Here is a 19,936-nt window from a genome sequence, read left to right as displayed (position 1 = left end):
AAGTTTCGGCAAAAGCCTGTTCAAGGGGTTCCCATGCCGTTTTCAAAAGTACTCTCGTCCGCTTTTCTTGCCCTGATCCTTGGTGGGTCTGGCGCGTTTGCCCAAGGGCTTGGGGCCTCGGGGATCCCCGCGGAATTTCCGCCCGCGACATATAAGGCCAAGCAATATGTGGACAGTCGCGGCTGTGTGTATATTCGCGCTGGTGTGGATGGAAACGTGACCTGGGTGCCGCGCGTGACGCGCTCGCGTCAGCCGATTTGCGGCGCGAAACCGACCTTTGCCAAGGCCGCTCCGGCGCCTGCTCCCAAACCAGCGGCCAAGCCTGCGCCCAAAACTCGGGTGGTTCAGGCCACCAAGCCCGCTCCGAAACCCGTTGTGCGGGCCAAACCCGTGCCGCAGCGCGTGGTTCGTGCCACGCAACCCGCGCCTGCTGTGGTCAAACCAACGGTCGTGGCGGCCCCGTCGCCCAAACGCGTCGCCCCCGCACGTATCGAAGCGCCGAAAATGGCCTCGGCCTGTCCGGGTTTTGGGGCCAGCAGTCGATATATGACCGGTTCGGGCCTGCGTTGCGGGCCTCAGGCGGATTTGCCGATCAGCTATAGCGATGGCTCGTCCGGCAAGATCGTGGCAGCGCCCGTGATCCAGGCGGCTCCGGTGCGGACTGCGGCGCCCGTGGTGGTTTCGCCCCGCGCTGTGGCTCCGCAAACGCGGATCGTCCCCAAGCATGTTTACGCCGCCCAGATTGAGGCCAAGCAAGGCGTGCAAGTGCCCGCCGGATACCGCCCTGTTTGGGAAGACGATCGTCTGAACCCGCGCCGTGCCCAGCAAACCGCCGCAGGCGCCGCTCAGATGGGGCTGATCTGGACCAACACCGTACCGCGCAAACTGATCGACCAGCGCACCGGCAAGGACGTGACGCGCTATCACCCGAACGTCGTCTATCCCTATACCAGCCTCGCTCAGCAACAGCGGACCGAAGCGTTTACCTATATCAAGAAGACCCCGGTTGTGGCGACCAAGAGCACAACGCGCAAAGCGGTGAAACCCCGTGCTGTGGTGTCGACCAAGTCTGCTCCGGCCACGCAGCCGGTTCGGGCCACGGGCAAAAAATACGTTCAGGTCGGGACCTTTGGAGTTCCCGCAAATGCGCAGCGCACCGCCGCGCGGCTGCAAAACTCGGGTCTGCCGGTTCGCATCGGACGCTACAGCAAGGGCGGCAAGCAATATCAGATCGTGATGGCAGGTCCGTTCGGATCGGCGCAGCAACTGAACGCTGCCCTGTCCACGGCCCGTCGCGCCGGGTTCAGCGACGCATTCCTGCGCTAAATCACTGCGTGTTGCAGATTTCCTGCAACCGCACCCATTCCGCATCGTCCAGAATGACCGGCACGGTTTGACCGCGCATCGGGTCGGCCTCGATCAGGGGCAGGGTCGCCTCGCCCGACACATCCACGGCATAGGCATAGGGCGCGGCGGGGATTTTGGCCTGCGCAAAAGCGTGTAGCAGCGACGGGTCCGAAACCGGGCTGCGTGGCTGGGACAGAACGGTTTCTGCGTATCCAGCCAGCGATTGATCGGGCAGGGTGCCTGTTGTCAGCAAGCGCAGCGTGTCCGCAAACCCGCTTTGATCTAGAAGTTGCGCCAAGGGATCCGAGTCAGCGCTGCGCGTCAGCTCGGCCAGGATAAAGCCCGCAGCCACGGCGGGATCCTCGTATTCTTCGATCAAGCGACGGCTGATCAACAGGATCTGGCCGGGCAGCATCACGGTCTCTGACAATCCCGCGCGCATCACCACGATTTGCCGTGCGCTTTGCCCGTTCAGTTGGACGCGCGCCGCCAGATGCCCCAGAACCGGAGCCGTGCCAGGCGCCTGGCATTCCTGCCCGGTCAGTCGCTGTGCATGGGCCAACAGACGAGTGCCCAAATCGGTGCGCTTGGCCTCGGGGACGACGCGGACGGTGTGGCGCAGCATGGCACCGGGCAGCCAGGCAACCGACAAAATCAGCACCGACAGGACCACAAAGGACAGGATCAGCAGCCGCAGCCGGCCGGGTTTCGCGCGCCCACGTCCCACCGCCTGACGCAGTTTTTCGATGGCGCCGATCATCTCGGCCTCGTCCTGCGAGAGTTCCAGAACCTCGTCGGGATCGCCGTCGGGGTGATAGATCGCGGGCAGCTCGCCCGGATTGGCGCGCTCGATCGCGGCCAGAGACCAATGGGTCAGCGCCCGTTCCTGCATGTCTGTGATGATCAGGGTCGCGTCCCCGATGGACACGATCACCTCGCGGCGCTGTGTGTCTGCGTCGGGGCGCCAAAGACCAGAGGCTTCGATCCGCTGGTATTTCTCAAGTGCCGTCATTCTGGGCTGCCCTGCCTCTTTCGTTATCTGTTGGATAACACGGGCAGGGCGGGGGCGTCCATCCGCCCCCGTTCACAAGATTTACAGCGACTTCGCGATGGTGCGCAGCTCGAATTTCTGAATTTTCCCGGTCGAGGTTTTGGGCAGTTCCTGGAACACAACCTTTTTCGGGGTTTTGAACCCGGCCAGATGCTCACGTGCATAGGCGATCATCCCAGCCTCGTCTGCGCTGTGGCCGTCCTTGAGTTCAACAAAGGCACAGGGCACCTCGCCCCATTTTTCATCGGGTTTGGCCACCACCGCACATAGCAGCACATCCGGGTGCCCCATCAGCACGCCTTCGACCTCGACCGAGCTGATGTTTTCCCCGCCCGAGATGATGATGTCCTTGGCCCGATCCGCGATCTGCACATAGGTATCGGGGTGCTGAATCGCGATATCGCCCGTGTGGAAATAGCCCCCTTTGAAGGCCTCGGCGGTGGCTTCGGGGTTTTTCAGATACCCTTTCATCACCCCGTTGCCACGCATCACGATCTCGCCTTGGGTGGTGCCATCCATCGGGATTTGCTGCATTTTTTCGTCGACGACGGTGATGTGTTCATAGATCGGCATGGCCACGCCCTGACGCGCCTTGATCGCCGCACGATCCGCGCCCTCCAGCGGTTCCCACATCTCTTTCCAGGTGCATTCGGTGGCGGGGCCATAGACCTCGGTCAGGCCGTAGACCTGCGTGACGTTGAAGCCCATCGGTTCAATCTTGGCCAGGGTCGCGGGGGCGGGCGGGGCGCCGGCGGTAAAGACCTCGACCACATGATCAAAGTCGCGCCGGTCGCTTTCTGGCGCGTTCACCAGCGTGTTCAACACGATCGGAGCCCCCCCGAAATGGGTCGCGCCCTCGTCTGCGATCGCGTCGTAAACGGCCTTGGCGGTGATGTCGCGGCAGCAGATCACGGTGCCACCATAGGCGGGCATTAACCACGTATGGCACCAGCCGTTGCAGTGAAACAGCGGCACGATGGTCAGATACTTCGGATGCAGTTGCAGCCGCCAGCTGATCGCCTGGCCCATCGCGTTCAGATAGGCGCCACGATGGTGGTAAACCACGCCCTTTGGCCGCCCCGTCGTGCCCGAGGTATAGTTCAGCGCGATGCTTTCCCATTCGTCCTGCGGCATGATCCACTGGAAATCGGGATCGCCCGAGGCCAGCAGGTCCTCGTATTCCATATAGTGCCCATGCGCGTGCACCCCGGCCTGATCATCTGCCACCTCGATCACGATGGGGGCAGGGCCTTCCATATCCTCGATGGCCTGAGCGACCACGGGCAGGAATTGGGGATCCACCAGCACCACCTTGGCACCGCCATGATCCAGGATATAGGCGATCGTATCGGTTTCCAGCCGGGTGTTGATCGTGTTCAGAACGGCCCCACAGGCGGGCACGCCAAAATGCGCCTCGGCCTGGGCGGGCAGGTTGGGAATGACCGTGGCCACCACATCACCGGGCTGCACCCCCAGCTTGACCAGCGCCGAGGCCAGTCGCGTCACCCGCTCGTGATACTCCACATAGGTCTTGCGATGGGAGCCATAGGCCACGGCCAACACGTCCGGGAACACCTCGCGGGCCCGGTTCAGCCACGACAGCGGGGTCAATGGCACATAGTTCGCCGCGTTCTTTTCCAGCCCGGTTTCGTCCTGCATCCAGCCCATAGCGTCCTCCTCTGGCGGTCTTCAAGTCGTGCCAGAGTATGCGAGCGATTCCCGCCGCGCACAATTCGTAGGAATGCGTAGAGGCCCGGAATTTCGACTTTTCGCCCCAATCTCAATCCGCTAGCGTCCAGCCCATGATCCTGTCACACGGCCGCCAATACATTTTCATCCATATTCCGAAAACGGGGGGCACCTCGATGGCGCTGGCCTTGGAAAGCCGCGCCCAAAAAGAGGACATCATGCTGGGCGACACCCCCAAAGCCAAGCGCCGCCGCTCGCGCGTTGACCCGGCGCAGGCGGCGGGGCGGCTGTGGAAACACTCGACTCTGGCGGATATCGACGGGCTGGCGACACCTGCGCAGATCGACACCTATTTCACCTTCACGCTGGTCAGAAACCCCTGGGATCGCGTGGTCAGCTACTATCACTGGCTGCGCGAACAAGGATTCGACCACCCCGCTGTGCGCCTGTCAAAATCCCATGATTTCAGCGGGTTCATCAACCATCCGCATACCCAACTGTCGCTGAAATCTGCGCCCTACAGCTTCTACATGACCGACCTGCGCGGTCGCGAACATTGCAACGCCTATATTCGGCTTGAACATTTTGACCAGGATGCTCAACCGCTCTGGGATCATCTCGGTTTTCGACTGGAACTGAGCCACGAGAACCGCTCGAACCGCGTTGGCTATCACCGGTATTATACGCAGGCCGATGCCGATCTGATCGGCCAAGTCTGCGCCTCCGACATCGCCCGTTTCGGCTACAGCTATGAATAATCCTCGCGCTCTCAACACAGCGCCAGCGGCCCGAAGGGCTGATCCAGCCTGCGCGACAGCGCAGTCCGCTGAACAGATAACGCGCCCCCGGTTTCCCGGAGGCGCGCTTTTTCCCATCCATCCCGCTTAGGCGGCGGATTTTGCCTCGGGGTCAAACCGGCCATAGAAGCTCTGCCCCTTGGCCGCCATATCCCGCAGCAGATCGGGGCACTTGAAGCGCTCGCCATAGGCCGCTTCCAGCTCGTCACACCGTGCGGCAGCATATTCAGCGCCCAGCATGTCCAGCCAGCTGTAGGGCCCGCCCGTCCAGGGCGCAAAGCCCCAGGCCAGGATAGCGCCCACATCCCCTTCGCGGATGTCCTCGACAACACCCTCTTCCAGCGCGCGAACGGCTTCCAGCACTTGGGCGAACATCAGGCGGTCTTTGACGTCCTGCATGGCGGGCAATTCGTCCGTAGCCGGGTATTTTTCGGTGATGCCCTGCCAATATCCCTGGCGCTTGCCCTTTTCGTCATAGTCAAAGAAACCGGCCTTGGATTTGCGACCCAGACGGCCCAGCTCTTCCATCCAGAAGATCAGATCGTCCGAGGGGCTTTCAGGATAGGCGTCGCCCATCGCGGCCTTGGTCGCACGGGCAATCTTGGCGCCCAGATCGACCGAGGTTTCGTCCGTCAGCTGGATCGGCCCCACAGGGAAGCCCAGCTGCTGCGCAGCGTGATCCACCATCGCCGCCGGGGTGCCTTCGGTCACGATGCGCATGGCCTCGTTCATGTAGGGGATGATGCAGCGGTTGCAGTAGAAGAAGCGCGCGTCATTGACGACGATCGGGGTCTTGCGGATCTGGCGGACGTAATCCAGCGCCTTGGCCACGGCCCGATCGCCGGTTTCCTTGCCCTTGATGATTTCGACCAGCAGCATGCGTTCAACCGGGCTGAAGAAGTGAATGCCGATGAACTGCTCGGGCCGCACCGAGGCCTTGGCCAGACCGGTGATCGGCAGGGTCGAGGTGTTCGAGGCAAAGATGCAATCCTCGGGGATGATCGCCTCGACCTTCTTGGTCATCTCGGCTTTCACACCGGGGTCCTCGAACACCGCCTCGATGATCAGATCACAACCTTTCAGCGCGTCCAGATCGGGGGTGGCGGTGATGTTGGACAGCAGCGCCTCTTTCTTTTCAGGGGTGGCTTTGCCGCGTTTGATGCCCTTGTCCATATAGGATTCCGAGTAGGCCTTGCCACGATCCGCGGCTTCCTGGTCGCGGTCGATCAAGACCACTTCCATCCCGGCCTGCGCGCTGACCAGCGCGATGCCAGCCCCCATCATACCGGCCCCCAAAACGCCGATTTTCTTGACCGTCTGATCGGGCACGTCCTTGGGGCGCACGGCGCCTTTTTCCAACGCTTCCTTGTTCAGGAAGAGCGAGCGGATCATCGCGGACGAGGACGGGTTCATCAGGATGTTGGTGAACCAGCGGGCCTCGATTTTCAGAGCGGTGTCAAAGGGCACCAGGGCGCCTTCATAGACCGCGCTCAGCAGGGCCTTGGCGGCAGGGAAAGCACCATTAGTGTTGGCGTTCACCATGGCCGAGGCACCCACGAAAGTGGGGAAACCAGCCGGATGATACGGCGCGCCGCCGGGCATTTTATAGCCCTTCGCGTCCCAAGGTTTCACCAGATCGGCGTCCTTGGCGTTCAGCACCCATTCGCGGGCCGCGGCAATCGGATCCTCGACAACTTCGTCAATGATTCCAGCGCCTTTGGCCTTCTTCGGATTGACCAGCTTGCCTTGCAGCAGGAACGGCGACGCGCCCATCGCGCCCATTTTGCGCACCAGTCGCGTGGTGCCGCCCGCGCCCGGGAAGATGCCGACCATGATTTCAGGCAGGCCGATCTTGGCCTTGGGGTTGTCGGCGGCAAAGATGCGGTGCGTGGACAGGGGCAGTTCCAGCCCGATGCCAACGGCGGTGCCGGGCAGGGCGGCTGCGATCGGCTTGCCGCCTTTCTTGGTTTTGAAGTCCATCCCGGCCAGCTCGATCTTGCGCAGAAGGCCGTGCATTTTCATGGTGCCCTCGAACAGGCCGCGCGCGGGATCGTCGCCCGCGTCGGCCTTCATCTTGGCCAGGACATTCAGGTCCATCCCACCGGCGAAATCCTTCTTGCCGCTGGTGATGATCACGCCTTTGACGGCCTCGTCGGCCAGCGCGTCGTCGATCAGATCGCTGAGCAGAAGCAGAGCCTCGGCGCTCATGACGTTCATGGATTTACCGGGGCAATCCCAGGTGATGGTGGCGACGCCCTCGGCGTCTTTGGTCATGATGAAATCAGTCATGTCTGTCACTCCTGCCCCGAATTACACGCGCTCGATGATGGTGGCGGCGCCCATGCCGGACGCGATGCACAAAGTGGCCAGGCCGACCTCTTTGTCCTGGCGCTCCAGCTCGTCCAGCAGGGTGCCGATGATGATGGCCCCGGTGGCGCCCAGCGGGTGGCCCATCGCGATCGAGCCGCCATTGACGTTCACCTTGTCCATGTCCGCATCAAACGCCTGCTGGAAGCGCAGCACGACGCTGGCGAAGGCCTCGTTGACCTCGCACAGATCAATATCGCTGAACTGCATGCCGGCGTCTTTCAGGATTTTCTGCGTGGCGGGCACGGGGCCGGTCAGCATGATCGTGGGCTCGGTGCCGATTTTGCAGGTCTGACGGATGCGCGCGCGCGGCTTCAGACCGTATTTCTTGCCGAAATCTGCGTTGCCGATCAGCACACCAGCCGAGCCATCCACGATACCCGAGCTGTTGCCCGCGTGGTGGATGTGGTTGATCCGCTCCAGATGCGGGTATTTCAGCATCGCGACCTTATCAAAGCCCGGCATCACCTCGCCCATGTCCTTGAACGATGGTTTCAGCGCGCCCAGCCCCTGCATGTCGGTGCCGGGCCGGATGAATTCGTCATAGTCCAGAATGGTCAGGCCGTTCTGGTCTGTCACCGGCACCACGGATTTGGCGAAACGGTTGTCGTCCCACGCAGCCTGCGCGCGCTTTTGCAATTCCACGGCCAGCGCATCGGCCTGATCCCGGGTGAACCCGTATTCGGTGGCAATGATGTCAGCGGAGATCCCCTGCGGAACAAAATATTTGTCCAGCGCGACCGACGGATCAGCGGCCACTGCGGCCCCGTCGCTGCCCATGGGCACGCGGCTCATCATTTCCACGCCCCCAGCGATATAGGCATCCCCCGCACCGCCTTTGACCTGGTTGGCCGCCAGGTTCACGGCCTCCATACCCGAGGCACAGAAGCGGTTGATCGACAGGCCGGGGATGGATTCGTCCAAATCCGAGGCCAAAACAGCGGTCCGGGCCAAGCAGGCGCCTTGCTCCATCACCTGAGTGACGTTGCCCCAGATCACGTCCTCGACGGCGTGGCCCTCCAGACCATTGCGATCCTTCAAGGCGTTCAACACATTCGAGGACATCCGCACCGCGGTGACCTCATGCAGCGACCCATCCGGGCGGCCCTTGCCACGCGGCGTGCGCACGGCGTCATAGATATAGGCTTCGGTCATTTTTCGCCTTCCACTTTATGACTAGAGTTCAGTTCACCAGCCAACCGTCCTGCGATTGGCCGAAATTATTTCGATTACCCGCCCGAACGCGGCATCAGATCAAAGGGATGTTGCCATCCCGGCAGGGCACTGATGTTGCCCAGCCAGCGGTCAATATTTGCATAGGCCGCGCGATCAAAGCCAAAGGGCTCGGGGTAGTACAAATATCCACAGCAGCTGAGGTCGGCATTGCTCACGCCATCCCCAACCAGCCAGTCTTTGCCTTCCAGCGCTTGGTCCAGCACCTTCAGCGCGGCCTGCAACCGACCTTGGTTGAAGGCAACCACATCGGCGTTGCGGTGCTTTTCAGGCAAGAAGTTCATCAGGAATCGGGTCATCCCGGCCTGGCTGGACATTTTGTGATTGTCCCAAAACATCCAGCGCATCACTTCGCGCGCCTCTTCGGCCGTTGCGCCGCCGAACTTTCCAGTCTTTTCAGTAATATACATCTGGATCACACCCGACTGTGTCAGGGTCGTGTTCCCATCCACCAAAACCGGCGCCTCCCCCATAACGTTCAAGGCGCGATATTCATCGCTGCGCGCGGCACCGTTGAAGAAATCCACCCACACAGGTTCCCAATCCAGACCGCTCAGCTCCAATGCCAAAGCCGCCTTGTATGAATTCCCGCTCTCTCCAAAACAGTACAGCTTGATAGGCATGCTCACATCCTCCCATGGTCGCGCCGGTTTCTTGTTCAGAGTTTGAGTATTTTCAGAACGAAGAAAAGCAGTTGGTTTCACAATGACCCACCGTCAGTTCAGACTGGAACTGGCGAAACAGGGGACATCCAAGACCGCAGCGCCTTTCTTTGCTCTTCAAATACTCAAATTCCTTCCTCTCCTCCCTCTGAGCAAGGGCGAGATTTGAACGCGGTTGCGAGGCAGGAACACCCTGCCCCGGCATTGATCAGAACTGCTCGGCATCCAGCGACATCACCGTGTCGGCGCCGCTGTTGATGCGGGCCAGGTGGGTTGCGGTGATGGGCAAGCGGCGCGCCATGTAGAACCGGCCAGTGGTCAGCTTGGATTCATAGAAGGCCGGGTCCTCGGTCCCGTTCTCCAGCGCTTCCAGCGAGACTTTGGCCATTTGCGCCCACATCAGGCCCAGGCACACGTGGCCGAACAGGTGCATGAAATCATACGAGCCCGACAGCGCGTGGTTGGGGTTCTTCATGCCGTTTTGCATGAAGTACATGCCAGCCGCTTGCAGATCCTTGGAGGCTGCCTTGAGCGGGTCCAGGAAGTCGGCTTTCAGCTTTTCGTTGCCGTCGTTTTCTTTCAGGAAGGTTTTCACCATCTCGAAGAAGGCCATCACGTGTTTGCCGCCGTCCGCGGCCAGTTTGCGACCGACCAGGTCCAGCGCTTGCACGCCGTTGGCGCCTTCATAGATCATGGCGATCCGGGCGTCGCGGGTGAACTGGGACATGCCCCATTCCTCGATATAGCCATGGCCGCCATAGACCTGCTGGGCTTGCACGGTCATGTCGTACCCTTCATCGGTCAGGAAGCCCTTGATGACCGGGGTCAGCAGGCTGATCAGGCCGTCGGCGTCTTTGTCGCCGCTGCGGTGGGCCTGGTCGATCAGGGTCGAGCTCCACAGGATGAAGGCGCGCGCGCCTTCGATAAAGGATTTCTGATCCATCAGGTTGCGGCGTATATCCGGGTGCACGATCAGGGGATCGGCGGGGCCATCGGGGTTTTTCACACCGGTCACGTCGCGGCCCTGCAGGCGGTCCTTGGCGTATTCCACCGCGTTCTGATAGGCGGCTTCGGATTGGGTCAGGCCCTGCATGCCGACGCCGATGCGGGCCTCGTTCATCATGGTGAACATGGCGCGCATGCCCTTGTGTTCGTCCCCCAGCAGGTAACCGGTGGCCTCGTCATAGTTCATCACGCAGGTCGAGTTGCCGTGGATGCCCATTTTCTCTTCGATATTGCCACAGCTGACGCCGTTGCGGGCGCCGGGGGTGCCGTCTTCGTTGACGATGAACTTGGGCACGATGAACAGCGACACGCCCTTGATGCCGTCGGGGCCACCGGGGATTTTGGCCAGCACCAGGTGGATGATGTTGTCCGCCATCTCGTGCTCACCCGCCGAGATAAAGATCTTCTGACCCGAAACCTTATAGGTGCCATCGTCCTGGGGCACTGCCTTGGTGCGCATCAGGCCCAGATCGGTGCCGCAGTGGGGTTCGGTCAGGTTCATGGTGCCGGTCCATTCGCAGGACACCATCTTGGGCAGATAAGTGTCTTTTTGCGCGTCGGTACCGTGCGCCAGAATTGCCGAGGCCGCACCGTGGGTCAGGCCCTGATACATCGAGAACGCCTGGTTGGCCGAGCTGAACATCTCGCCCACGGCGATGCCCATGACATAGGGCATGCCCTGACCGCCATATTGCTCGGGCAGGTCCAGACCGGTCCAGCCGCCCTCGCGCACCTGATCAAAGGCTTCCTGGAACCCGGTGGGCACGCGGACCACGCCGTTTTCCAGAACGCAGCCTTCCTTGTCCCCGACCACGTTTAGCGGGGCCAGTACTTCGGACGTGATCTTGCCGGCTTCTTCCAGAACAGCCGAGGTGAAATCCGATTCCAGCTCGTCATAGCCCGGAATGTCGGACTGGCTGACTTTCAACAGATCGTGCAGCACGAACTGCATGTCTTTCACGGGTGCGGTATAGCTCGGCATGGTCTCTCTCCCACTTAATTCCCAAGGTCCTCGGTCAGAGTTACTCGGCGGCCTTCTTCTCTTGTCTGAGCGAGGTGATCATTTTTTCGCCCCAGCTCATCTGTTCTTTCAGCTCGTCGATGGCCTCGTTCAGCTCATCGCGTTGCCGTTGCATGTCACGCAGGCGGTCCTGAGCGACTTCGAGGGTGCGTTCCAGCTGGGTCAGCTGGGCGTCCCCCATGTGGTACAGATCCAGAAGCTGGCGGATTTCCTCCAGGCTGAAGCCAAAGCGCTTGCCGCGCAGGATCAGCTTTAGCCGGCCGCGGTCCCGATGGGTGAACAGGCGTTTCTGGCCTTCCCGGATCGGGAACAACAGTTCCTTTGCTTCGTAGAAACGTAGCGTGCGTGCAGTGACCCCAAACGCGTCGCACATTTCCCGGATCGTCATAGTTTCGTTCGTCGTAGACATTATCCTTGCCCTCCGATGATTTAACGGATGGTCAAGAATTTATGCGTCGACCTCATCGATACAATACAAATTGACGTTGACGTAATCGGTACGCTACGTCACTTCGCGCTTGACGTAAGATCAATTAACGTAACGCTACTGTAACGGTAATTTCCTTTCGCGACGTCAAGCTGGAAATGGCCTGAGACTCGGCCAGATTCCGGCGCCTGGACCGCAGAATAGAGTCGCGTTCAGGTTGGATCAGGTCTTTAGGGATGCCGCAGTTTCGTCGCGCAATTCGGTCAGTTCCTGGATCGCAATGTCCAGTTGGCGGCGCTGCTCCTTCAGGGTTTCCAGCTGCGCCGTCGCGTCCCGAACCCAGGCCTCCATCTGCGCCTGGGTGCCTTCGTTATGGTAGATCAACAGCCATTGGCGAATCCCCTCTAACGAGAAACCCCAGCGGCGACCGTTCAGGATCAGGGTCATGCGGGCCACTTCGCGCGGGCCGTAAAATCGCGACCGGCCCTCGCGCTCGGGCTGCAACAGCTCGATATATTCGTAATAGCGCAATGTGCGCGGAGTCACATCGAACTTCGCGCACATTTCTTTGAAGGTCAGGCGTGTTTCAGACATTCCAAGCGGTCGTATTCGTTAGGTTGCGAACACTTTGCATCAGCAGCACGCGGTTGACCAGCCCCTTTACGTAAGGTCAGAACGTGGCGTCACGGGTTCATGAAGCCTGGGGCCAGGAAATAGAACCCATAGGCCACGATCACCGCCGGAACGGCCGATACAAGCGTGGCCAGCACCGCCGTACGCGGGTTCAGCGCGATCGCCGGGAACAGCGCATCACCATCGTTGGAAATCGCGTTGCCGATCAGCGCGGCAAAGGGCAGGGCTCCGTTGATATACAGTGTGGTCACCAGCACCTGGGGGCCACAGCCAGGGATAAATCCGACCAGAATGCCGATCAGCGGCAGCAATGGGGCCACGGTCTGGAAGGCGTCTTTTAGATCCAGCCCCGTGAAGACCACCAGATAATCATAGGCCAGATAGGCGCCGATCACCCAAACCGCGATAAAGCTGGTCTCTTCGGCCATACGGGTGGTCGGCGAATCCGTGGCATTGGTCATCGCATGCAGCGGCGACAGAGCCCAGATCAGCAGGCCCAGGAAGGTCCCGCCCAGACCAATTGTGCTGAGGACAGCCGCAGGGGCAGCATCATACAAAGGCGATTGCAGCAGTTGCAGCACCCCAAAAACAAAGCCAGGCAGAGCCGCAACCAGGAACGCGATGTCGCGCGGGCGCAGGGCTCCGATGCGGACGGGCTCGAGGGATTTGGAGGGGTCGGTCGCAGGGGCGACGACATCCATCTTATCGACGATCCAACCAGACAATACGCCCACAACAAAGGACAGAGGCAGAACCACCGCCGCCGCGTCGGGACGTGTCGCGATCAGCAGAAACGCCGCGTCGCCCATGGTGGCCGTCAGCGTGGCCACGACCGCGCCAAATCCGACATGCCCCGAGCTATAGGCCGCGACCACAACCACCGCACCGCCACAGCCCGGCGTGGTGCCCAGCAGCGCGGCCAGGGGCACCTGCGCCATCTTGGCGTTTTGCAGGGCTGTACCGATGTTGAACTTGAACAAACGCTCGGATCCGTAGAACAGCAACAAGGTCATCGCGACGAACACCGAGACCTGGAAATAGGCGTCCAGCATCAGCTCGCGGGTCAATCCGCCCAGCTCTCCGGGGACAAGCGCCAGAACCAGCAGCAATATGACGTAAGGTAACCGGCGCGCCCGAAACGGGCCCAGATATCCAGGTTGGAACGAGCTATGCGGGGCCGGAGGCGTTGTATCGAGCTGTGTCATGGTTGAAATGCATATGAGAATTATTCGCAATTGCAAGAACTAATTCTTGCACTCTGGGGATTCTGGCCCAAAAAATACTGCATCTGCATACAAAGCCCGCTTGGAGGTCCCTTTGGCACCCGACAAAGACACCATTGCCCGCCAGTTCATCGCCGCAATTCCCCATGCCAAGGCGCTGGGGATGGAGTTCACCAGCATCGATCAGGGACGGGCAGAGATGCAGATGCCCTATGACGAGCGCTTTATCGGGGATCCCAAGACCGGCGTGATCCATGGCGGGGCCGTGTTTGCCCTGCTGGATACCACTTGCGGCGCTGCGGTGATGAGCCACCCCAAGGCCCCGGGAGGGACGGCCACGATTGACCTGCGGATCGACTATATGCGCGCCGCAACGCCGGGGCAGGCGATCCGCACCCGCGCGCATTGCTATCGTATCACCAATACGGTGGCCTTCGTGCGCGCCGAGGCGCTGGACGATGACGAAGACCTGCCCGTGGCCACGGCCAGCGGGGCCTTTACCGTCGAAGGGATCGGCAAATGAACAAACGACCCAAGCCAGAACCGATGCAGGTAGTGAAACAGCGCCGCGACGCCGCGCTGAACGCGCTGGTGCATGGCGTGCCCTATATCCAGTTTCTGGGAATCGAATTTGATCGGCGCGGCGACGAACTGACGGCTGTTCTGCCCTTCGAAGAAAAGCTGATCGGCAACCCGATGCTGCCGGCCATCCACGGCGGGGTGACGGCCGCCTTTCTAGAGGTCACGGCCATTATCGGGCTCAGCTGGGCCTATCTGTGGGACGATATCGAAAGCGGCAAGCTGGACGCCGAGCAACTGGTCGGCGGTGCGCTGCCGCGCTTGCCCAAGACAATTGACTTCACGGTGGACTATTTGCGCTCGGGCCTGCCGCGCGACGCCTATGCCCGCGCACAGATCAACCGCTCGGGCCGGCGGTACGCCAGCGTGCATGTCGAGGCCTGGCAGGACAACCGACACCGCAACTTTGCCCAGGCCACCGGGCATTTCCTGATGCCGCAATCGGATGGCTGACCTGAAGGCGATCACGCACCAGCGCGTGTTGAAAATCGCCCTGCCCATCGTTTTGTCCAACGCCACGGTGCCCATTCTGGGGGCCGTGGATACCGGCGTTGTCGGGCAGATGGGGCAGGCGGCCCCCATCGGCGCAGTGGGGGTTGGCGCGGTGATCCTGACCGGCACATACTGGATTTTCGGTTTCCTGCGTATGGGCACCACGGGTTTGGCGGCTCAGGCCCATGGGGCTGGGGACCGGGGCGAGGTTTCGGCCCTGTTGACCCGCGCGCTGATGATCGCGGCCACGGCGGGCCTGGCCATCATCCTGCTGCAAGCTTTGATCTTTCGCGGGGCCTTCCTGCTGTCGCCCGCCAGCCCCGAGGTTGAAAGCCTGGCCCGCGATTACCTAAGCATCCGCATCTACAGCGCCCCGGCCGCCATCGCGCTGTATGGCGTCACCGGATGGCTGATCGCGCAGGAACGCACCCGGGCCGTTCTGGCAATCCAAGTCTGGATGAACGGGCTGAATATTCTGTTGGATCTGTGGTTCGTGCTGGGGCTCGGGTGGGGCGTGCAGGGCGTTTCCCTGGCCACATTCTGCGCCGAGTGGAGCGGTCTGGCGCTGGGCCTGTGGTTTTGCCGCCCCGCCTTTGTAACGCCCGCATGGCGCGATTGGGCGCGTGTTTTTGACCGGATCAAAGTGAAGCATATGATGACCGTGAACGTGGATATCATGCTGCGCTCGTTGATGTTGCAGGCGATCTTTATCTCGTTCCTGCTGCTGGGCGCGGATTTCGGGGACACGACGCTGGCGGCCAACCAGGTGCTACTGCAATTCCTGTACATCACCGCCTATGCGCTGGACGGGTTCGCCTTTGGCGCCGAGACCTTGGTGGGCCAGGCACTGGGCGCGCGCAATCGTGCGGCGCTGCGACGTGGGGCCATGCTGTCCAGCCTATGGGGGACCCTTGTGGCCATCGGGCTGACGCTGGGCTTTGCCGTGGCGGGGGGCTGGATCATTGATCTGATGACCACATCTGATCCGGTCCGGGCCGAGGCGCGCGTGTTCCTGATCTATATGGTCGCTGCGCCCTTTATCGGGGCTGCCAGCTGGATGCTGGACGGGATCTTTATTGGGGCCACGCGCGGGCGCGATATGCGCAACATGATGGCGGTCAGTTTTGTGATCTATTTGGCCGCGCTGGCGGTGCTGCTGCCGGCCTTTGGCAATCACGGCCTGTGGGCCGCGCTGCTGATTTCCTTTGCAGCGCGGGGGGTGACGTTGGCCTGGCGCTATCCCGCGCTCGAGGCCGAAGCAGAGGCTTAGAGGATTTCCAACACCTGCTCGGGCGGGCGGCCCAGACGCGCCTTGCCATTGGCGAATACAACGGGGCGTTCGATCAGTTTGGGGTTGGCGGCCATGGCCTCCAGCAGGGTGTCGTCGGGGGCGTCTTTGGTCAGGCCCAGTTCTTTGAACAGCGCCTCTTTGGTGCGCATTATTTCAATGACGGACAGGCCCAAAGCGGCCTGCGCGGCGCGCAGCTCGTCCACCGAGGGCGCGTCCTCCAGATACTTGCGTACCTCTACATCGCGCCCTTCTAGCAGGGCCAGAGTCTGGCGCGATTTCGAACAGCGGGGGTTGTGCCAAATGGTGATCATAGCCAGTCCTCTTTCGCGGTGCCCACGGCCTGGGCCACGTTGTCAAATCCGTCTTGTTCCAACAGCTTGTCCAGCCCCTTGGCGATCTCGGCGCCCAGCGACAAGCCGTGATAGACCAGCGCCGTATACAGCTGCACCGCCGAAGCCCCGGCACGGATCTTGGCATAGGCCTGCTGGGCGTTGGACACCCCGCCGACCCCGATCAGGGGCAGCTTGCCCTCGGTCAAGACGGACAGACGCGCCAGCACGCGGGTGGATTTTTCAAACAGAGGCGCGCCGGACAGTCCGCCCGCCTGATCGCGGTGCTCGCTTTGCAGCCCGTCGCGCGACAGGGTGGTGTTGGTGGCGATCACCGCGTCAATGCCCGATGTCAGCGCGACCTCGGCCACGTCCGCCAATTCCTCTGGGCTCAGATCGGGGGCGATTTTCAGGAAGACGGGGATTTTGCGGTCCAGCTCGGCGCGGGCATCGATCACCCCGGCCAGCAGCGCCGAGAGCGCGTCCTTCCCTTGCAAATCACGCAGCTTTTCGGTGTTGGGCGAAGACACGTTGACCGTGGCGAAATCCAGATACGGCCCGCAATGGGTCAGCACGCGGGCGAAATCGGCGGCGCGGTCCTCGCTGTCCTTGTTGGCGCCCAGGTTCAGGCCCAGCACCATGTCGCGAGGGCGTTGCGCCAGACGGGCGCCGATCGCCTCCATCCCCTCGTTGTTGAAACCAAACCGGTTGATGGCCGCGGCGTCCTCGGTCAGGCGGAACAGGCGCGGTTTGGGGTTGCCGGGCTGTGGGCGGGGCGTGGCGGCGCCGACCTCGACAAACCCGAACCCGGCGCGCGACAGGGGCGACAAAACCTGCGCGTTCTTGTCATAGCCCGCCGCCAGACCCACCGGGTTGGCCATGTTCAGCCCCGCAACCGTGGTGCGCAGCCGTTCAGACGTCACCAACCCGGCCAGCGGCGCGGCCCCCAGTTGCAGCGCCTTGATCGACAGGCCATGCGCGGTTTCAGGGTCAACCTTGTGCAGGGCGAACAGGCCCAGTTTTTCCAGCGGAGTCATTCCATACCTTCCGGGAATTGATGCGCCCCATCCACCAGCGGCAAGGGCAGGTGCCATGCGATATCCGACAGATTTAGAGCGCGGTAAAGATGGGGAAACAGCGCACCACCGCGCGAGGGCTCCCATTTCAGCGCGTCGCCCAGCGTGTCGGCCTGAACGGCTAGCAGATGCAGCCCGTCCTCGCCCGCGAAATGCTTGGCGGCGGTTTCGGCGGCCTGCTCGGCGGTCGAGAAATGCACAAAGCCATCGGCCAGATCGACCGGTGCGCCTTGGGTTTGCCCCTTGGTTTCCAGCTCGGCCCATTCATCGGCCCGGAATATCTTGTAAATCAGCATGGGCCTGACATGCCGCGCGGGCTGGGCGGGGTCAAGCCAGAAGGGAGTTTGCCCGCCCTTGGTGATCCGTTATTGTGGCGGCAACGACGGAGGCGCACGTGGATCATCCCCTGATCGACCTGATCAACCAGAAAATCGCCGAGGCACAGGCCGACGGCGCCTTTGAGAACCTCGAAGGGGCGGGCAAACCGCTGCCTGCCTGCGATGACCCGGAAAATGCCCTGCTGAACCGACTGGTGAAAGAGGCCGGGGGCGTGCCCGAATTCGTGTCGCTATCGCGCGAGCTGGCCAAGCTGCGCGCGGAACTGCTGGAAACCGGTGATCGTGCGCGCCGTCAGGACATCATGAAAGAGATGTCGATGATGGAGGCCCGGATCGAGCTGGCCCGCAAGGCGCATCGCTAGCGGGTTAACGCGGCACGAATGCCCGTGGCCAACAGATCAAACACCAGCCGAATACGGCGCGCGGTGCGCAGCTCTTTGTGGGCGACCAGCCAGATCGGATAGGTGATCGGGGGCGCGTTCGGTACAGCCTGCGCCAGCCCGTGCGCCTGCCCGACATGCAGCGGAAATACTCCCAACCCAACACCCGCCTGCACCATCGCCAATTGCACCAGATGATTGGCCGAACTGACGGTGAATTGCTGGGGCGCAAAGGCATGACCCATCTCGTTCAGGCGCTGGCGCAGCAGATCCGACCAGTCAAAGCCGATGATCTCGGCCTGTGACAGATCGCGAAGCCCGTCCAGATAGGCGCGGGTTCCGTAAAGGTGCCCCACATCATCGCAAATCTTGCGCGCGATCAGATCGGGGTGGCCCGGATCGGTGTTGCGGATGGCGATGTCGGCTTCGCGGCGCAGCAGGTCCGCTTGGGCATTGTCGGCCAGGATCTCCAGCTTGAGGCCCGGATGATCCGCCCGAATTTGTCCTATCAACGGCGGCAACAGGCTGGCCGACAGCATTTCGCTGGCGGTAATGGTTACCGTGCCCTCGATGGTTTCAACCTGCCCCGAGGCGGCCAGCGAGAACTTCAGCGCGGCGTCGCTCATGGCGCGGACATGCTCGGCCAGATCCAGGCCGGCTTGAGTGGGCACCAGGCCCCGGCCAACCCGTTGGAATAGGGTGACGCCCAGCTCTTGTTCCAGGGCCGCAACCTGACGGCCCAGAGTGGGCTGCGCCTGCCCCAGGGCGCGGGCGGCGGCGGACAGCGATCCCTCTTCGAGCACCACCAGGAAGGCGCGCGCACGGTTCCAGTCAAAGGTCAGGCTTTTCCATTCCATGCGAAAATGCATATCAATTCTGCCCATTCAGTCAATTCTATTATCAAACCGCATAGGTCATACCGATGCCACCATTGTTCAAGGAGACCGCAATGCAAGCCCTCACCTATCGCCGCTATGGCCCCCCGTCCGTTTTGTCCCTGACCAACGTGCCCTCGCCAAAGGTAAACGCCACCGAGCTGTTGGTGCGGGTTCATGCCAGCTCGGTCACCACCGCCGACTGGAGGCTGCGGGCCGCGGCCTTTCCCGGGATCATGCAGGTGCCGGGCCGGCTTATGTTCGGCCTGTGCGGGCCGCGTAATCCGGTTCTGGGCAGCGATTTCGCCGGGGTTGTTGAACAGGTCGGGCCAGAGGTCACGGACTTCAAACCGGGGGATCGGGTGTTCGGTTTTGGCAAAAGCGCGCACGCCGAATTCATGGTCATTGATCAGACAGGCGCAGTGACGCATTTGCCGCCCGATTTGACGTTCCAGCAAGCGGCAGCATTGCCGTTTGGGGGCTTGGCCGCGCTGGTTTTTCTGCGGGACTATGGGCAGGTTCAGCCGGGTCAAAAGGTCTTGGTGATCGGCGGGTCGGGCGGTGTGGGGGCCTATGCGGTGCAGATCGCCCGGGCCTTGGGGGCCAAGGTGACGGGCGTGGCCAGCGCCGAAAACCTGGATCTTATGCGGGATCTGGGCGCCGCGCAGGTACGAGACTATCGGGCAGGGCCGTATCTGCACCCCTCGGATCAGTTCGATGTGATCCTGGACACCGTTGGGGCCGTCGATTTCGCCAAGGCACGCACGGCCCTGGCCCGCTCGGGCGTTTTCATCCCCCTGAATTTTGGCGTGAAAGAAATGCTGCAAGCGCTGCTCAATCGGTCCGGGCCACGCATCAAGATTGGCGTCAACGACGACACTCGTGCGGATCTGGAAACCTTGGTGGCCCTGAGTGCGGCCGGTCAGCTGCGCCCGGTCATTGACCGGATCTATCCGCTGGAGCAGGCGGTTCAGGCGCATACCCATGTGCAGGGGCGGCACAGAAAAGGCGCGGTGATCCTGGCGATTCAGACCTGATAAGGGAGCAGCACTGCCCCTGCGTCGCCGTGATCGAACGCGTTTCATACCGTGAAATTACGGTACGTTGAGGATGAAATTCCC

At 61.8% G+C, this 19,936-nt stretch carries 20 protein-coding genes; 7 read left to right on the top strand and 13 right to left on the bottom strand.

The window, feature by feature from the left end; translation table 11 throughout:
- Positions 1-33: 33 nt before the first annotated feature.
- Positions 34-1,326 carry an SPOR domain-containing protein gene (locus ACXADQ_RS02505; RefSeq protein ID WP_475314908.1) on the top strand — a complete coding sequence of 431 codons (1,293 nt, stop codon included), beginning with the start codon at positions 34-36 and terminating at the stop codon, positions 1,324-1,326.
- 1 nt (position 1,327) lies between these two features.
- Here the strand turns inward: ACXADQ_RS02505 and ACXADQ_RS02500 are convergent, their stop codons facing one another.
- Both ACXADQ_RS02500 and ACXADQ_RS02495 read right to left on the bottom strand, forming a co-directional pair.
- On the bottom strand, positions 1,328-2,359 hold the full coding sequence (locus tag ACXADQ_RS02500) for a hypothetical protein (protein WP_475314904.1): 1,032 nt from the start codon (positions 2,357-2,359) through the stop codon (positions 1,328-1,330).
- An 81-nt stretch (positions 2,360-2,440) separates the two neighbouring features.
- Entirely contained in the window at positions 2,441-4,066 is a 1,626-nt protein-coding gene (locus ACXADQ_RS02495) for an AMP-binding protein (protein ID WP_475314900.1), read from the bottom strand.
- Between the two features lie 134 nt (positions 4,067-4,200).
- On the opposite strand from ACXADQ_RS02495, the gene ACXADQ_RS02490 reads away from it, so the two are divergent.
- On the top strand, positions 4,201-4,845 hold the full coding sequence (locus ACXADQ_RS02490; RefSeq protein ID WP_475314896.1) for a sulfotransferase family 2 domain-containing protein: 645 nt from the start codon (positions 4,201-4,203) through the stop codon (positions 4,843-4,845).
- Positions 4,846-4,971: 126 nt separating this feature from the next.
- Here ACXADQ_RS02490 and ACXADQ_RS02485 read toward each other — a convergent pair whose 3' ends face one another.
- The 7 genes from ACXADQ_RS02485 to ACXADQ_RS02455 all read right to left on the bottom strand — a co-directional run bounded on the left by ACXADQ_RS02485 (position 4,972) and on the right by ACXADQ_RS02455 (position 13,437).
- Positions 4,972-7,173 (bottom strand): 3-hydroxyacyl-CoA dehydrogenase NAD-binding domain-containing protein, encoded by a 2,202-nt coding sequence (locus ACXADQ_RS02485; protein ID WP_475314892.1) that lies wholly within the window; start codon positions 7,171-7,173, stop codon positions 4,972-4,974.
- Positions 7,174-7,194: 21 nt separating this feature from the next.
- Positions 7,195-8,406, bottom strand: a complete 1,212-nt coding sequence (locus tag ACXADQ_RS02480) for an acetyl-CoA C-acetyltransferase (RefSeq protein ID WP_475314890.1) — start codon at positions 8,404-8,406, stop codon at positions 7,195-7,197.
- Positions 8,407-8,480: 74 nt separating this feature from the next.
- Entirely contained in the window at positions 8,481-9,107 is a 627-nt protein-coding gene (locus ACXADQ_RS02475; protein ID WP_475314887.1) for a glutathione S-transferase family protein, read from the bottom strand.
- A 247-nt stretch (positions 9,108-9,354) separates the two neighbouring features.
- On the bottom strand, positions 9,355-11,133 hold the full coding sequence (locus ACXADQ_RS02470; protein ID WP_475314884.1) for an acyl-CoA dehydrogenase C-terminal domain-containing protein: 1,779 nt from the start codon (positions 11,131-11,133) through the stop codon (positions 9,355-9,357).
- A gap of 40 nt (positions 11,134-11,173) precedes the next feature.
- Entirely contained in the window at positions 11,174-11,581 is a 408-nt protein-coding gene (locus ACXADQ_RS02465) for a MerR family transcriptional regulator (protein ID WP_475314882.1), read from the bottom strand.
- Between the two features lie 240 nt (positions 11,582-11,821).
- Positions 11,822-12,193, bottom strand: coding sequence for a MerR family transcriptional regulator (locus ACXADQ_RS02460; protein ID WP_475314880.1), 372 nt, complete (start codon positions 12,191-12,193; stop codon positions 11,822-11,824).
- Between the two features lie 89 nt (positions 12,194-12,282).
- Positions 12,283-13,437 (bottom strand): putative manganese transporter, encoded by a 1,155-nt coding sequence (locus tag ACXADQ_RS02455; RefSeq protein ID WP_475314878.1) that lies wholly within the window; start codon positions 13,435-13,437, stop codon positions 12,283-12,285.
- 112 nt (positions 13,438-13,549) lie between these two features.
- Between ACXADQ_RS02455 and ACXADQ_RS02450 the strand changes: the two genes are divergently transcribed.
- The 3 genes from ACXADQ_RS02450 to ACXADQ_RS02440 are packed head-to-tail and all read left to right on the top strand — an operon-like array spanning position 13,550 to position 15,796.
- Positions 13,550-13,978, top strand: a complete 429-nt coding sequence (locus ACXADQ_RS02450; RefSeq protein ID WP_475314874.1) for a PaaI family thioesterase — start codon at positions 13,550-13,552, stop codon at positions 13,976-13,978.
- Positions 13,975-14,487 (top strand): PaaI family thioesterase, encoded by a 513-nt coding sequence (locus ACXADQ_RS02445; protein ID WP_475314871.1) that lies wholly within the window; start codon positions 13,975-13,977, stop codon positions 14,485-14,487. Before ACXADQ_RS02450 ends, ACXADQ_RS02445 begins: the two co-directional genes overlap by 4 nt.
- Positions 14,480-15,796, top strand: coding sequence for an MATE family efflux transporter (locus ACXADQ_RS02440; RefSeq protein WP_475314867.1), 1,317 nt, complete (start codon positions 14,480-14,482; stop codon positions 15,794-15,796). Before ACXADQ_RS02445 ends, ACXADQ_RS02440 begins: the two co-directional genes overlap by 8 nt.
- Here ACXADQ_RS02440 and arsC read toward each other — a convergent pair.
- From arsC to ACXADQ_RS02425, 3 genes are read right to left on the bottom strand one after another with little or no spacing between them, the layout of a single operon-like run.
- Entirely contained in the window at positions 15,793-16,128 is a 336-nt protein-coding gene (gene arsC / locus ACXADQ_RS02435) for an arsenate reductase (glutaredoxin) (RefSeq protein ID WP_475314862.1), read from the bottom strand. The genes ACXADQ_RS02440 and arsC overlap by 4 nt on opposite strands.
- Positions 16,125-17,183 (bottom strand): quinone-dependent dihydroorotate dehydrogenase, encoded by a 1,059-nt coding sequence (locus ACXADQ_RS02430; RefSeq protein WP_475314858.1) that lies wholly within the window; start codon positions 17,181-17,183, stop codon positions 16,125-16,127. The genes arsC and ACXADQ_RS02430 overlap by 4 nt, the downstream gene beginning before the upstream one ends.
- Complete coding sequence (locus ACXADQ_RS02425) at positions 17,180-17,518, bottom strand: DUF952 domain-containing protein (protein WP_475314853.1); 339 nt, start codon at positions 17,516-17,518, stop codon at positions 17,180-17,182. Before ACXADQ_RS02425 ends, ACXADQ_RS02430 begins: the two co-directional genes overlap by 4 nt.
- Before the next feature lie 98 nt (positions 17,519-17,616).
- Between ACXADQ_RS02425 and ACXADQ_RS02420 the strand changes: the two genes are divergently transcribed.
- Positions 17,617-17,922, top strand: coding sequence for a DnaJ family domain-containing protein (locus tag ACXADQ_RS02420; RefSeq protein ID WP_475314848.1), 306 nt, complete (start codon positions 17,617-17,619; stop codon positions 17,920-17,922).
- Here the strand turns inward: ACXADQ_RS02420 and ACXADQ_RS02415 are convergent.
- Complete coding sequence (locus tag ACXADQ_RS02415; protein WP_475314844.1) at positions 17,919-18,824, bottom strand: LysR family transcriptional regulator; 906 nt, start codon at positions 18,822-18,824, stop codon at positions 17,919-17,921. The two genes, ACXADQ_RS02420 and ACXADQ_RS02415, sit on opposite strands and share 4 nt — an antisense overlap.
- A gap of 65 nt (positions 18,825-18,889) precedes the next feature.
- On the opposite strand from ACXADQ_RS02415, the gene ACXADQ_RS02410 reads away from it, so the two are divergent.
- Entirely contained in the window at positions 18,890-19,852 is a 963-nt protein-coding gene (locus ACXADQ_RS02410) for an NAD(P)-dependent alcohol dehydrogenase (RefSeq protein ID WP_475314840.1), read from the top strand.
- Positions 19,853-19,936 lie beyond the last annotated feature (84 nt).

Source organism: Thalassovita sp. ABM4_323 (assembly GCF_056158665.1).
This window is presented reverse-complemented; position numbering and strand designations above follow the sequence as displayed.